This window comes from Citrobacter sp. FP75 (assembly GCF_018342065.1).
In the GTDB taxonomy this organism is placed as follows: Bacteria; Pseudomonadota; Gammaproteobacteria; order Enterobacterales; family Enterobacteriaceae; genus Citrobacter.
Map to the genome: position 1 here is coordinate 1 of NZ_JAFDOE010000019.1, position 13,305 is coordinate 13,305.

Consider the following 13,305-nt stretch of genomic DNA (forward strand, 5'->3'; position numbering starts at 1 on the left):
AAAAATCGGCCCAGATCCGCGAAATTTTAATCAGCGAGTCAGCTTGGGAAGAAATGACCTGCTTATTCGCACCTTCCCTAAGGTACCAGCACTGGCTCAATGGCTACATACGGCACCTGGTTTACGATTACGATATAAAAGCTCAAGGATGATGAATTCTTTTCTTTATGATTTCGACGTTATTTGTCTCCTGCAACACCACGGGGTTGCTATAACCAGCGACGAACCCGTTGGGTATAGCGTTCCCATTCCAACCCGAAACGTTTTCGAAGCTGTACCTCTTCAACATGGATATGTAATCTGGCTACTACAAACATAAACAACGGTACAGCAAGTATCCCCACCAGGCTGCCAAAGCAGAGAGCAACGGATAACTGGAGCCCGCTCATTCCAAGGTAAATAGGGTTTCGACTCCATGCGTAACAACCGACAGTTACCAGCTTGGTGGTTCTATCCGGATGAAGCGGATTAAGCGTCGTGCCGTTCGTGCTCATCTGCCAAGCGGTGTGCAGTATCATGGTAATACAAACACCGGTCAGCAACACGCTTAGCACTATATTCACGATGTCGAAGGTAAAACGCGGGATTGCAGTCAACACATCAGTGACGAAAAACAGCAATAAGATGAGTGGGGGCGGAAACCATACTCTCAATCGAGTCACGAAGTTACGCATTACACAGACCTATCTCTGAACTAAGCAGCCTGATGGCTGCAAAATGAAAATCCAGTCCTTGCCATTCCTATAGTGACCATGAATCTGACATTATATGCCTGATCTGAAAAGTTATTTTTTTCATAACTGTCCTTATAACGGTGCGGGGTCAGTCCACACCTCTGTTCAGGTGAACAAATTCAGCAGACCACTTCACTGTTAAACCTGTGGCGATTCAGGGTGCCATGTGTATGGCACCTCATCTCTTATTTACTTATTGACTCCGTTACCGCCTGCCAGGTTATAAAGCCACCACTCAGATTATATGTCCTGAAGCCGTGGGCCTGAAGAATACGGTATGCCACATGCCCGCGCAGGCCACTCTGGCACCCTATAAAAATCTCTTTATCTTTAGGCACTTTTTCAAGATTCTCCCGCAGGGAATCCAGTGGAATGGATAGCGCGTCAGGATATTCGCCAAATTGTTTCAGTTCGGCAGGAGAGCGAATATCAAGTAAACAATAACTGCCCGGTTCCCGTTGTAACACATCGCTGACATGACATATGACCGTATCTCCTTTCATTACATTTGTCGCCACCATACCAGCCTGGTTAACGACGTCCCTTGCACTGTTAAAAGGTGGAGCATAAGTCAGCTCAAGATGTTCGAGATCGTTGACGGTAAGCCCCGCGCGCTGTGCGACAGACAGGACATCGATGCGTTTATCAACCCCTTTTTTCCCTGATGCCTGAGCCCCGAGAATTTTACCGGTATCGGGGCTGAACAGCAGTTTCAGACTGATCATCGTTGCCCCCGGGTAGTAACCGGCATGATCAGCGGCATGGACGTAAACCTTCTCGTATCGGGTGCCATGAACTTTCAGCTGCTTTTCATTCGCACCGACGCTGCCAATACTCAGCGAAAATACCTTACAAATGGATGTCCCCTGACTGCCATGGTAAAGGCTGTGACGATCTAGCATGTTATCAGCAGCAATGCGTCCCTGGCGGTTGGCGGGCCCTGCCAGAGGAAAATTAGCGGGTTCCTGAAAGACAAAGTCTGGAGTTTCAACGGCATCCCCCACGGCGTAGATGTCAGGGATACTGGTCTGCATACAGGCATTGACGCTTATGCCTCCCCGTTTACCCACTGCGAGCCCGGCTCCTGTGGCAAGGCTGTTCTCAGGTTTTACCCCGATGGCGAGAATAACCATGTCGGTCTGCAGAAACCCACCCTCAGACAGTGCAACGCGGAATCCCGTCTCTGTCCGCAGTACCTCGGTGAGCGCCGTTCTGAGACGCAGATCCACGCCATGACTCCGGATTTCCTGATGCAGGGCAGATGCCATTTCAGGATCAACCGGAGCCATAACCTGTTCCCCCATCTCCAGCAGGGTCACACTGATCCCCCGTTCGCTCAGAGCCTCCATCACTTCAAGTCCGATAAATCCCCCCCCGACAAGCGTGGTGTGAGCTACGTGATGTTGCTCAATCCACCCCAGGATAGCATCCATGTCAGTAAGATTTCGCAGCGTAAAGACACCCTCTTCCTGTAGCCCGGGCAAAGGAGGGACAACCGGAGCGGCGCCGGTACTGAGGAGCAGACGATCCCATTCTTCGCTATAGACCTCCCCTGAGGTCAGATTTTTAACCGTCACCGTTTTATTAACCGGATCCACTGACGTCACTTCATGACAGATACGGACGTCTATGTTAAAGCGGGATTTAAAATCCTCCGGGGTTTTCAGAATCAGTGACTGCCTTAAAGGAATTTTTCCGCCTATATGATAAGGTAATCCACAGTTGGCGAAAGAGACATCGCTTCCCCGTTCAAACACAACAATACTGACATCCTCTGATAACCGACGAGCTCTGGCTGCAGCGGATGCCCCGCCGGCAACACCACCAACAATCACTATTTTCATTACATCCTCTCTGTTCACCCGGGGCAAAAATGCCTGCCAGATATAATCGTTTCCCCGGGCCGGCAGGACGCTGCAGACCTGACGAACACGATGGCAAAATTACGATACCGTCAGTATACTAAATTATATTATATAAAAACACATAGTATGAGAAATCAGCAATGCTCATGAATGAAGACACAAAACGTCAGACAGATATGAAGAATGCGGCCCTGAGGGCAGCAGATGTCTTACGGGGACTGGCCAACAGCGACCGGTTGCTGTTGATGTGTCAGTTAAGCCTGGGGGAAGCGAATGTGGCCGGGCTGGAAGCGGCGGTCGGTATCACTCAGCCGACCCTGTCCCAGCAGCTGGGTGTAATGCGCCGCCTGAAGCTGGTCGAGACCCGACGGGCAGGTAAAATGGTATATTACCGTATTGAGGATAACCGTATCATGACGTTGTTAAATACCTTATATGATCTCTACTGCCCGCAGGCAGGCACCGGTAAAGGAAGCCATAACAACGAATAATATGATCCTGCTTTCCCCGTAAACCGTTTTATCCGTGCATCATTAACCCTGTTCAGGCTGTGAAATGCCAGACCGGAACCTGCGATACCTTAACGGGAAAACAACAGTGGTCCGGATATACCAGCCGATGATGCCCGTCACGGACTGTATTTCTCGTTCACGCATTCACTGATTAACCCACTGATTCAATGGTGTTTAATACTGTGACGGTCAGAAAAAACAGCCACAGGAACACGGATGATTCTGCACTGTCAGTAATAGCCTGTGGCTGACAAACCGTTTTTTCTGCTGCCACGTGGTGACATTATTCAAGCAGGCTACGCAACATCCAGGCAGTTTTCTCATGTAACTGGATACGTTGTGTAAGCAGATCTGCTGTGGCTTCATCATTCGCATTATTAACGAGCGGGAACAGGGAGCGTGCAGTTTTAACCACGGTCTCCTGGCCCTGGACAAGATTTTCAATCATGTTTTTTGCTGCCGGAATATCCTTATCTTCATTAACCGCTGTTAAACGTGAAAATTCATGATATGTGCCGGGCGCGAAGCATCCGAGCGAGCGTATACGTTCAGCGATATCATCAACGGCAGTGGCCAGCTCATTGTATTGATTTTCAAACATTAAATGTAAGCTGTTAAACATGGGGCCAGTTACATTCCAGTGATAGTAATGTGTTTTTATATACAGGGTATAGGTGTCAGCAAGAAGCCGGGACAGGCCGTCTGCAATCTCCACCCGGGATGATTCAGCAATACCAATATCAATGATTTGTTTACTCATAACTACCTCTTACACGGTTTCAGTGGAATATACGATATGCGATTATTCTTTCCGGTCTGAGCAAAACACGCCTCAAATTTTTATAATAACCAGGTACACCTGTCGTCTGTCACACTAGCGATGCGCCAGAGCAATATCCTGCGACGGAACAATGAATTTCGCCGTGGCACGTGCCACTGTCTGCTGTCCTTTTGTCAGCCATGCTTCAAGCAGGTAAATCCCCCTGCGTTGCCCAAGCAGTCTGGCACATACCATCAGTTTGTCTCCGGTACAAACGGGTGAAATGAATCTTACCGTCAGTTCAGCCGTCAGGGCTTGCACACCCTGCATGAACAAACAATGAGTCATTGCTGCATCCAGCAGGGTACTCGTCATTCCGCCATGTAAAAGACCCGTATACCCCTGATGCCTGTGATTGGCCGTGTAGTCCGCACATACAGAGCCATCCGGGTGCTCTGAAAACATTAAGTTCACCGTATCAGGGTTGTTGTCGCGGGAACTACAGACCATACAACAGGTATGGGCCTTTCTGGCATCAAGATAACAATTCATCTGTTTCTGCTCAGCGTCCGGTTGTACTGACGGGAGGCATCCGGAATTCAGTCAGCTGAGGGGCTCCCCCGGCATCATTACTGCCTCCTCCACACATTCCGGCTCCTGGTTTATACACAATACGGGTCTGATAAAAATCACCGCCCGTGATGAAATAAACTCATGAATGGCAACAGCGCCCGTTTCCGTGATGATGCTGACGCCCACCCTGGCACGCATTTTCTGCTGTGTTCCCGTCAGAGTGACAGCATTTTTTCCCTTTCGCCTCATGATGAAAGGACTGGCGTCCCTGCTCCGGCTTATTCAGTTCAGTCAGAACACGGGTATCCGGATCACACAGTTCAGTGAACAAACGACGACCACAGTCAGTCTGGTACACCGCGATCTGATGCCCCAGTAATTTACCCAGCATCCGTTCCCCGATGTTACGGACCACAACGCGGCTGACTTGCTGTTGAACCAGCAGGTCAACCAGCTTCCGTTTACCTGAACAATCTGCGCCCAGCGCGGGATTTTCTGTCCGGCTGAGCTCCACACCGCGCTCATCCACCAGGACAAGGTGACTCGCTTTGGTAAAATGATTTGCTACCCGGTCGTCATTCACTGGAATGGCTGTGATCATCTTGTGTAACTCCTTCCCTTTCAGAGTGCATTATTAAGGCCTTGCCCTGAGTGAGACAGTCCACAACCTTAAAACGGGCTGCTTTCAGGACATTGGCCAGTGTCTGCCTTGAAACCCCCATTGCAACAGCCGCTTCCTGCTGTTGCATGCCCAGTAAATCGACCAGCCGTAACGCTTCAAACTCATCTTCTTTTAAATGAACATGTTCAAGCTGGCTCATCGGTCGCGCATTGGGCTTAAAACAGGTATCCGCAGGGCGGCCACAGATGTTACGGGGAATTCTGGGTCTTGGCATGAAGGCTCCTTATTAGCATATGCTATATATACACTCATAAACTGGCATATGCAATATACTCTGCTCACCGGTGGAGAATTTTTTGCTTTACCCTGGAGTCTGTAAGTGGGCAGCAGGTCATGAGAGATGAAGAGAAAGAAAACAGATACTGTATGAGACTCAATTTAAAGTGCTGCCATAAGGGGGTCGTCTCAGAAAATGGAAAATAAAGCACGCTAAGCCGGTGGCAGCGGTCGCAATGGCCTGAACTTCCCCGCACCGACCTTGGCACTGCTGCGCCATAGGTAATCGCCGGTCAGGTTGATATGCTCCCACCCCAGCGGGGACAGATATTGCAGCAACGTGTCGTCCAGCGCCTCGCCCTTATTCAGCCCCGCATAGACGCGGCGGCGCAGCTCCACGCTTTGCAGCCAATCCAGAATGAACAGCGTGCGCTCGATGCGCCCATACATCCGCACCTTGTCGTTGATCGCCTTGCCGGAAGCCTGGAACTGCTGTTGATGCTTGTTCTTGGCCGCATTGAACAGCTTGCCGATGATACGGTCGTGAAGGTCGATGATTTCATCAGTGACGGTGGCCATGCCCTCGATGGCCAGTGCTACCAAGGTGGCGTAACGCCGCTGCGACTCGAACTTGGCCAGGTCGGCGGGCGTCATCTGGCCGCCTTCGCGGGCGATCTTGAGCAAGCGGTTTTGGTGTACCTGCCGTTCGATGCCAGCAGGTAGGTCAAGCGCCTGCCAGGCTTTGAGGCGTTCGATGTGTTCAAGCATGTGGCGCGAGTTTGGCTTGGCGGGCGATTGGCGCAGCCACGCTAGCCACGTCATTTTGCTACCATCCTTGCGCTTGAGCAGTTCGTCCAGGCACTGGCGATGGACAGGTATCAAGGAATCGGCCAATGCCGCATGGATGCTTCGGTTGGCACGGGTAATGGCCTCGGCGCTTGCGCGCTCGATGGCATTCATGGCGGGTAGGATGATGCTCTGCCGCCGCAGGTTTTCAACAAGGGTGCTGGCCAGCACAATGCCTTTGTCTGTTTGCAAGGCCAGTTCGGTCAATGTATGCACGGCTTGCCGGTAATGACTCATGGTGAAGGGCTTGAATCCAAACACCGTTTGCAGCTCGACCAAGTGCTCCCGCCGTGTCTGCTCGCGCTGGCCGTAATGGTTCCAGCTTCCCACCGGCACCTTGAGTTGTGCGGCCACCATGCGCAGCAGGGGCAGAAATGGAGGATCATCGACGCCCAAGAAGATGCCAGGGAATCGCAAGTAGCAAAGCTGCACGGCGAAGCCCAATCGATTCGCGGCGCCGCGACGCTGACGGATCACCGACAGGTCGGTTTCGTTGAACGTGTAGTGCCGTATCAGTTCGTCTTTGGCATCTGGCAGTGTCAGCAGACTTTCGCGCTCGGTGGCGGACAGGATTGAGCGGCGTGGCATGGTCAGTCTTCCCGCAGGTACTGGTACAAGGTTTCGCGGCTGATGCCGAAGTCACGGGCCACCAAGGTTTTCTGCTCGCCTGCCGCAACTCGCCGTTTCAACTCGGCAATTTGTTCGCTGTTCAGCGATTTCTTTCGTCCCCGGTAGGCCCCGCGCTGCTTAGCCAGCACGATTCCCTCGCGCTGACGTTCGCGGATCAGAGCGCGCTCGAACTCAGCAAAGGCTCCCATGACCGACAGCATCAGATTGGCCATCGGTGAGTCCTCGCCGGTGAACGTTAGCCCTTCTTTGACGAACTCCATGCGCACGCCCCGTTGTGTCAGCCCTTGGACGATGCGGCGCAGGTCATCAAGGTTGCGTGCCAACCTGTCCATGCTATGCACCACCACGGTGTCGCCCTCGCGGACGAAGGCCAGCAGCCTTTCAAGTTCGGGACGTTGTGTGTCCTTGCCTGAAGCCTTATCGGTGAATACCTTGCCGACTTCTATTTGTTCCAGTTGTCGATCAGGATTCTGGTCGAAGCTGCTGACGCGAATGTAGCCGATACGTTGACCTTGCAAGATGCCTCCAAAGGTAAAAATGTCAGGATGAAATCTATTACCCTTGGCTGAATGTGTCAATAAATATAAATTAATACCCTACTCTGACGTTGTTTGTGCTCAATATCTGACATCAGGTTAGGGTATAGTCTTAACTGACACCACCTCCCAGGGCCTGATATAAAGCAACACTATCGACTAGGCGTTGTGCCTGGATCGCAACCATATTGATCCGGATTGACTGTGCCTGTTGCTGCGCGATGAGCAGTTGCAGGTAGCTGGCCGCGCCCAGCCGGTATTGCCGCTCGACCGACTGCAAGGAGGCCTGTGCAGCCATATCAGCGGCAGCGAGGGCAGTCAAAGTTTGTGCATCGCTTTCCACCGCGCGCAGGGTGTCGGCGACGTTACGCAAAGACTCCAATACGACGCTCTGGTAATTGGCTACGGCGGCATCAAAAGCGGCGAGCGCCGCTCTTTTTTCAGCGGGTAGCCCTGGATTAAAAAGAGGCTGGGTGAGCTGCGCAACCAGGCCCCACACTGCCGAGCCACCACCGAACAGGGCACCGGTGGTCAGCGCCTGAGAACCAAGGTTGGCGCTCAGGTTGATCTGTGGGTAGAGCTTGGCGACAGCCACACCATAGTCTGCATTGGCCGCATGCAACAGCGCCTCTGACGCCTGGATATCCGGTCGGCGGCGCACCAGTTCTGAGGGCACGACGAGCGGCATCTCGACGGGTAGAGTGAAATCGGCCAGAGTGAAGGCCGGGATGCCACCCGTGCCTGGGGCACGACCGGCTAGCACCGCCAGTAGATGTTCGGTTTGTTGCAGTTGTTTACGCAGCGCAGGCAGTTCTGCCCGCGTTTGCTCCGCCTGAGCTTGTAGGCTCAACGCTTCATCAGGTGAGGCCTGACCGATACGCACGCGTTCATGGGCTAGGCGCAGTTGCTCATCCTGCACGCGCAAAATGGCAGTAGTGGCTTCTAGTTGCGCGGCGAGGCGTGCTCGGGTAATGGCAGCGGTTGCCATGTTGCCGGCAAGGGCCAGGCGCGCAGCATTCAGTTCGAAGCGACGGTAGTCGGCGCGAGCAGCCAAGGCTTCGAGTGCGCGCCGGTTGCCGCCAGCCAGATCGAGGTTGTAATGCACGCCAACGCTGGCGTTGTAGAGGCTGAATTGACGTGCGTCTCCGCTCAACCCTTGGCTACTGGGACTCATTTGCTGGCGCTGAGATCCCAGTGCGACATCTACCTGTGGATATTGCGTCGAGCCCGCCTGTGCGGCAAGAAGCTCCTGCGCCTGTCGCAAATTGGCGCTGATGCTCGCCAGCGTCGGGCTGACATGGAAAGCTTCGTTTATCAGTCCGTCGAGTGCGGATGAACCCAAGCTTTGCCACCATTGCGTTTCGATCGGAAGCCCTTCGACTAGACGTTGTGTTTCGCCAAACTGCGTGGGAGCGGACACGGTTCTATCAGCTACCGGTGTTGCAGTGTAGCGAGCCACATCGGGTGCGGTGGGACGCTGAAAATCAGGGCCGGCGGCGCAGCCGGCCAGACCGGCGGTGACCAGACCAGCTACCAGGTAAGTTGCCGCAAGCCGTCTTTCGAGGCTGATGGGGCGCTGGCATGTTTTAGCGTGCTCCATAAAAATGCTCCACGAAAGGTTTACGGAAAGCTTGGTGGCAGCCCAAGCAGCTTTCCTGCACGTGGGCGAATGATTGGATCACCGCCTTGCCGTCGCTGCTCGCAGCAGCCAGCTTCATGGCCAGCGCCGCCTCGTGAGTCTGCGCGTCAAAGTTTCTGAACTTGGTCGCATCAGCGCCGAGGTAAGCAAGGATGCGCATTTTTTCAGTAAGCGGTGGCTCGGGGTGTGCAGCAACTTTTGGGGCGAGCTGAACGACCTGAACCCATTCCTCCTGCGAAATCGCACCGGTAATAGCCTGCATGTTGCGCCCGAGTTCCTGCATGATCTTGCGTAGCGCCAGTGGCTCAACCTGGGTAGCGTCACCAGCCCAAGCTGGCAACTGAAAACCCCATAAAAGCAGGCAGGCCGTAACGGTCAGGGTGATAGTTCCAAATGCGTGGCTGTGTTTGCGGTGGGTCATGAAATTCTCCTGTAATTCAATCGTTCTCTCATTCGAACTCCCGCCCTTCGCCAGCTTCCTCATGGGTCACGCCGTCGCGGATGTGGTAGATGCGCTTGAATGTGGGGATGATCTTTTCGTCATGGGTGACGACGATGATGGCGGTCTCGAACTTCCGGGCCATGTCGTTGAGGATGCGGATTACAGCCATGGCGCGCTCGGAATCCAGCGGCGCAGTGGGTTCATCGGCCAGGATCACCGGCGGACGATTGACCAGTCCGCGCGCGATGGCGACCCGTTGCTGCTCGCCACCGGAGAGTTGCGAGGGCATTGCGCGAGCTCGGTGTTGCACATCAAGCGCTGTGAGCAATTCCAGTGCCTTCGCGCGTGACTCTCCATTCGCGACGCCTGCAAGCATCGGCAGCAGCGCCACGTTGTCGGTGACATCGAGAAACGGAATCAGGTACGGCGCCTGGAAAACGAAACCGATCTTGTCACGCCGTAAGGCGCGCAGGTCGCGGACTTTCCAGCCATCGGCGTAGATCACTTCATCGCCCAGCGTCATGCGACCGGCGGTCGGTTCGATCACCGCACCCAGACACTTGAGCAGCGTGCTCTTGCCGGACCCGGAAGGGCCGATCAGTCCCACCACTTCACCAGGCGCAACATGCATATTCACGTCTCTCAAGGCAAAGACAGCGGTGTCACCATCGCCATACCGCTTGCTTAAACTTTCGATGTGTATCCCTTTGCCACTCATCTCAACCTCCAATGGCTTCGGCCGGATCGACCTTGAGTGCCATGCGAATGGCGACGAGGCTAGCTAGAACGCAGATCACGAGCACGGCAAAAAAACCGGCGACAGAATCCATTGGCGTGAGCAGGACATATTTTGGAAAAGCCGGTGCTGAAAAGGTGGCTGTGATCTTGCCGACCACGAAGCCAATCACGCCCAGGGCGAGCGCCTGCTGCATGATCATCGCGGCGATGGTTCGGTTGCGTGTGCCGATGAGCTTCAACACCGCGATCTCACGGATTTTGTCCATCGTCAGCGAATAGATGATGAAGGCAACGATGGCCGCGCTAACGATGGCCAGAATCACAAGGAACATGCCGATCTGCTTGGCCGAGGTGGCGATCAGCTTGCCGACGAGGATGTCTTCCATCTGTGCCCGGGTGTAGACCGTCAAACGCTTCCAGCGCTGGATGGATTCGGCAACCTCGTCCGGCGCATGACCAGGTTTCAGAGTGACCAGCACGGCATTGACGAACGCGTTGCTGCTCTGTGAAGCAATCACGGCATCCAGCAAACCTGGATCACCGGGTCGATTGAAGACCGGGTTGGCTTCGGTGCGACGCCGGCTTTGCCAGATGGCATCGTTGTCCTTGAGGAACTGGGCCTCCTGGGCATCTTTGAGCGGAATGAATACCATCGGGTCGCCGCTGGACGACACCATACGCCGTGTCAGCCCCACGACGGTGTAATGATTGCGGCGAATGGTAAGACGATCTCCCAGTTTGAAGCCGGTGGCGATGTCGGCCACAGCCTCGTAGTGACCGCGCGTGATCTGGCGTCCAGCGACGAGATAAGGAGGCCATCCGGGTGTAGCCCCCAACGCACCGGGCGCGATGCCGACCACCATGGTGCGTACATCACTCTCGCCCTTGCGTACCTGCATGGTCAGGTAGGTCGCGTTCGCTGCCTGTGAGACTCCCGGCATGGCGAGAATGGCGCGATACACGTCATCGTTGAGGCTGGACGACTCCGCATAAGGACCCAGAGTATCCTTTTGCACCACCCAAAGGTCAGCGCCACTGTTGTCGAGCAACGCCTTGCCGTCGTCCACCATGCCTCGGTACACCCCAGCCATGACTAGGGTGACGCCGATCAGCAGACCCAGACCGATGCCGGTGAAGACGAATTTCCCCCAGGCATGGAGAATGTCGCGGCCGGCCAGGCTGATCATCGTGAAACTCCCGGGATATGCTCGACCACATGGATGCGGCTGCGCGCCGTCAGTGCCTTTTCGCTATAGGTCACAACCTGGTCCCCATTCTTGAGCCCTTCGCGCACCTGCACGTAACCATTGAGGTCGGAAGTGCCGAGCTTGACCGGGGAGAAATGCAGATCACCATCCACGATTTGCCAGACACCAACTTTATCGCCTTCACGCTGGACGGCAGCGTTGGGGATCAGTGGAGCGGCCGGGAGCGCCGGCAAGTCAACCGTGACTTCGGCCAGTTCACCCACTGGTGGCAAAGGTTCTGGTTTGTTATCGAATGTCACCTTGGCAAGCGTTTCCTCGGTTACCGCGTCGGCCTTGGGTTCCACCCGCAGCACGCGACCTTTCAAGGTCTGGCCACCACGCGAACGCAGGACGATATGAGCCGGCAGCCCCCCAGCCAGCCCCGATGCGCTGATCTGGTCGAAGCGCACATTGATCCACAAACTCTTGGGGTCGATCACTTCCACCACGGCCTGGCCCGCGACGATGGTCGTGCCGGGATCGGCATCGCGCACGGCGACTACACCGTCGACCGGCGCGATCAGGCGCAGATTGCTCCGCTGCGCGACGAGTGCTTCGCGGTCGGAGCGTGCCCGGGCAATATCTTCCCGAGCGGCGGATAGGGCGGCATCGGCGATCTGCAGTTCCTGCCGCTTGGTGGTGACGATTTCCTCGCTGGTCGAGCGCACCGCAAACAATTGCTCATAGCGGCGCGCCTGGGTTTGCGCGTAGGCTTGCCGGGCTTCTGCCTCGCGCAAAGCCGCTTCCGCCCGCTTGAATACAGACTCCTGTGAGCGCACCCGATCATCAAGGTCGACCGGCTCCATCTCGCCGAGCACCTGTCCGGCCTTGACCTGGTCGCCTACATGCACCTCCAGGCGTTTGACGCGCCCGGCAAACGTCGGCCCGATCTTGTAGGTGTAGCGCGCCTCCACCGTGCCGATGCCGAACAGCGCCGGTGTGATAGCCCGTGATTCCACGCTTGCCACCGTCACAGCGACCGGGGCGAGCGGCCCTGATCGCAGACCGACATAAATAAAAAGCACCAGCAAAGGAATGATGACGGCAAGCAGTGCCAGGGTGCGGCCTTGCAAGGGTAACTTTTTCATTGCGCACTCCTTATGCCACGCCGATAAATTGCAAAGACGCGCGGCGCATCGCGGTGCATACGTCCCACATCACCCGCCAACAGCGATTGCATGACCAAGCCCTGGATCGTGCCAATGAACAGCGTTGCCGCCGCCTCGTTGTCAAGCGAGGGAGACAACTCGCCGCTGGCCTTGCCTTTCTCGATGAGACGATGCAAACGTTCGCTGTAGCGCTGAATCAAGGTTTGCACCATGCGCTTGGCCGGTGTCGATTCGGCACGCTGAAGCTCACCAAACATCATTCTTGGCACGCCTGGGTGCTCAGCTACGAATTCGATATGACTCATGAACATCGCCTCCATGGCTGCCAAGGGCGACTCGATTCCTTGTGCGGATCGATCGATTCTGGCTAATAGGCGCTCTGCTACCCACTCCATGACCGCCTGCCAAATGGCTTCCTTGTTCGGGAAGTGCCGAAACAGCGCACCCTGGGTCAAGTTCATGTGTTTAGCGATAGCCGCAGTGGTTATCTCGCTTGGGTTTTGTGAACCGGCAAGCGCCACGACGGACTCGACAGTTACGGCACGACGTTCATCGGCCGGCAGATGCTTTGGATGGGTGTCCACGAGCACTCCTTGTAAGATAGTAATTGATTACTATCTTACCACAAGAGGCAACTCAAACAAGAGAAAACCCGACGTACTCGTCAATATCTAGAGTCTGCAATGGGCTTAACGTGCTTTATTTAATGAGATGGTCACTCCCTCCTTCCCAGTACTATGCTGAGGACAGGCTTTCATTCGGAGAACCATCATGGA

At 54.9% G+C, this 13,305-nt stretch carries 15 protein-coding genes and 1 pseudogene; 1 reads left to right on the top strand and 15 read right to left on the bottom strand.

The annotated features are described in order from the left end of the window. Positions 1-209 precede the first annotated feature (209 nt). Both JQ822_RS24090 and JQ822_RS24095 read right to left on the bottom strand, forming a co-directional pair. Positions 210-674 (bottom strand): methyltransferase family protein, encoded by a 465-nt coding sequence (locus JQ822_RS24090; RefSeq protein ID WP_001243598.1) that lies wholly within the window; start codon positions 672-674, stop codon positions 210-212. A 245-nt stretch (positions 675-919) separates the two neighbouring features. Then, the gene (locus JQ822_RS24095; RefSeq protein WP_000706606.1) at positions 920-2,578 is read right to left on the bottom strand and encodes an FAD-dependent oxidoreductase; all 1,659 of its coding nucleotides are present in this window, start codon (positions 2,576-2,578) and stop codon (positions 920-922) included. A gap of 161 nt (positions 2,579-2,739) precedes the next feature. Between JQ822_RS24095 and JQ822_RS24100 the strand changes: the two genes are divergently transcribed. After that, positions 2,740-3,090, top strand: a complete 351-nt coding sequence (locus JQ822_RS24100) for an ArsR/SmtB family transcription factor (protein ID WP_000928911.1) — start codon at positions 2,740-2,742, stop codon at positions 3,088-3,090. A 304-nt stretch (positions 3,091-3,394) separates the two neighbouring features. Here JQ822_RS24100 and JQ822_RS24105 read toward each other — a convergent pair whose 3' ends face one another. The 13 genes and pseudogenes from JQ822_RS24105 to JQ822_RS24160 all read right to left on the bottom strand — a co-directional run bounded on the left by JQ822_RS24105 (position 3,395) and on the right by JQ822_RS24160 (position 13,113). Further along, positions 3,395-3,871: a Dps family protein gene (locus JQ822_RS24105; protein WP_000043177.1), complete on the bottom strand. Its 477-nt coding sequence runs from the start codon at positions 3,869-3,871 to the stop codon at positions 3,395-3,397. 114 nt (positions 3,872-3,985) lie between these two features. After that, positions 3,986-4,423, bottom strand: coding sequence for a PaaI family thioesterase (locus tag JQ822_RS24110; RefSeq protein WP_016241611.1), 438 nt, complete (start codon positions 4,421-4,423; stop codon positions 3,986-3,988). A gap of 160 nt (positions 4,424-4,583) precedes the next feature. Further along, entirely contained in the window at positions 4,584-5,045 is a 462-nt protein-coding gene (locus JQ822_RS24115; protein WP_000626969.1) for a NifB/NifX family molybdenum-iron cluster-binding protein, read from the bottom strand. Further along, the gene (locus JQ822_RS24120; RefSeq protein WP_001137910.1) at positions 5,020-5,340 is read right to left on the bottom strand and encodes a DUF134 domain-containing protein; all 321 of its coding nucleotides are present in this window, start codon (positions 5,338-5,340) and stop codon (positions 5,020-5,022) included. The genes JQ822_RS24115 and JQ822_RS24120 overlap by 26 nt, the downstream gene beginning before the upstream one ends. Positions 5,341-5,555: 215 nt before the next feature. Then, positions 5,556-5,792, bottom strand: a complete 237-nt coding sequence (locus tag JQ822_RS24735; protein ID WP_235635075.1) for a Tn3 family transposase — start codon at positions 5,790-5,792, stop codon at positions 5,556-5,558. Beyond that, positions 5,766-6,776 (bottom strand): annotated as a pseudogene (locus tag JQ822_RS24125) (DUF4158 domain-containing protein); the annotation flags it as partial. The gene JQ822_RS24735 and the pseudogene JQ822_RS24125, both read right to left, overlap by 27 nt. Positions 6,777-6,778: 2 nt before the next feature. Next, positions 6,779-7,336: a recombinase family protein gene (locus JQ822_RS24130; protein ID WP_137397141.1), complete on the bottom strand. Its 558-nt coding sequence runs from the start codon at positions 7,334-7,336 to the stop codon at positions 6,779-6,781. 130 nt (positions 7,337-7,466) lie between these two features. Next, complete coding sequence (locus JQ822_RS24135) at positions 7,467-8,954, bottom strand: efflux transporter outer membrane subunit (RefSeq protein ID WP_137397142.1); 1,488 nt, start codon at positions 8,952-8,954, stop codon at positions 7,467-7,469. Then, entirely contained in the window at positions 8,941-9,414 is a 474-nt protein-coding gene (locus JQ822_RS24140; RefSeq protein ID WP_003056106.1) for a cytochrome c, read from the bottom strand. The genes JQ822_RS24135 and JQ822_RS24140 overlap by 14 nt, the downstream gene beginning before the upstream one ends. A gap of 28 nt (positions 9,415-9,442) precedes the next feature. Continuing rightward, positions 9,443-10,153, bottom strand: coding sequence for an ABC transporter ATP-binding protein (locus tag JQ822_RS24145; protein ID WP_004393997.1), 711 nt, complete (start codon positions 10,151-10,153; stop codon positions 9,443-9,445). 1 nt (position 10,154) lies between these two features. Further along, positions 10,155-11,360 carry an ABC transporter permease gene (locus tag JQ822_RS24150; RefSeq protein ID WP_137397143.1) on the bottom strand — a complete coding sequence of 402 codons (1,206 nt, stop codon included), beginning with the start codon at positions 11,358-11,360 and terminating at the stop codon, positions 10,155-10,157. Further along, positions 11,357-12,508, bottom strand: a complete 1,152-nt coding sequence (locus JQ822_RS24155) for an efflux RND transporter periplasmic adaptor subunit (RefSeq protein ID WP_016236501.1) — start codon at positions 12,506-12,508, stop codon at positions 11,357-11,359. The genes JQ822_RS24150 and JQ822_RS24155 overlap by 4 nt, the downstream gene beginning before the upstream one ends. Further along, a complete protein-coding gene (locus JQ822_RS24160; protein WP_000379506.1) occupies positions 12,505-13,113 on the bottom strand; it encodes a TetR/AcrR family transcriptional regulator in 609 nt (202 codons plus the stop codon). The genes JQ822_RS24155 and JQ822_RS24160 overlap by 4 nt, the downstream gene beginning before the upstream one ends. Positions 13,114-13,305: the final 192 nt, after the last annotated feature.

Coding starts and splice junctions, on each gene's coding strand:
- JQ822_RS24120 (WP_001137910.1), bottom strand. CDS start 5,340: ATGCCAAGACCCAGAATTCCCCGTAACATCTGTGGCCGCCCTGCGGAT.
- JQ822_RS24155 (WP_016236501.1), bottom strand. CDS start 12,508: ATGAAAAAGTTACCCTTGCAAGGCCGCACCCTGGCACTGCTTGCCGTC.
- JQ822_RS24140 (WP_003056106.1), bottom strand. CDS start 9,414: ATGACCCACCGCAAACACAGCCACGCATTTGGAACTATCACCCTGACC.
- JQ822_RS24105 (WP_000043177.1), bottom strand. CDS start 3,871: ATGAGTAAACAAATCATTGATATTGGTATTGCTGAATCATCCCGGGTG.
- JQ822_RS24145 (WP_004393997.1), bottom strand. CDS start 10,153: ATGAGTGGCAAAGGGATACACATCGAAAGTTTAAGCAAGCGGTATGGC.
- JQ822_RS24095 (WP_000706606.1), bottom strand. CDS start 2,578: ATGAAAATAGTGATTGTTGGTGGTGTTGCCGGCGGGGCATCCGCTGCA.
- JQ822_RS24115 (WP_000626969.1), bottom strand. CDS start 5,045: ATGATCACAGCCATTCCAGTGAATGACGACCGGGTAGCAAATCATTTT.
- JQ822_RS24735 (WP_235635075.1), bottom strand. CDS start 5,792: ATGTATGGGCGCATCGAGCGCACGCTGTTCATTCTGGATTGGCTGCAA.
- JQ822_RS24090 (WP_001243598.1), bottom strand. CDS start 674: ATGCGTAACTTCGTGACTCGATTGAGAGTATGGTTTCCGCCCCCACTC.
- JQ822_RS24110 (WP_016241611.1), bottom strand. CDS start 4,423: ATGAATTGTTATCTTGATGCCAGAAAGGCCCATACCTGTTGTATGGTC.
- JQ822_RS24100 (WP_000928911.1), top strand. CDS start 2,740: ATGCTCATGAATGAAGACACAAAACGTCAGACAGATATGAAGAATGCG.
- JQ822_RS24150 (WP_137397143.1), bottom strand. CDS start 11,360: ATGATCAGCCTGGCCGGCCGCGACATTCTCCATGCCTGGGGGAAATTC.
- JQ822_RS24135 (WP_137397142.1), bottom strand. CDS start 8,954: ATGGAGCACGCTAAAACATGCCAGCGCCCCATCAGCCTCGAAAGACGG.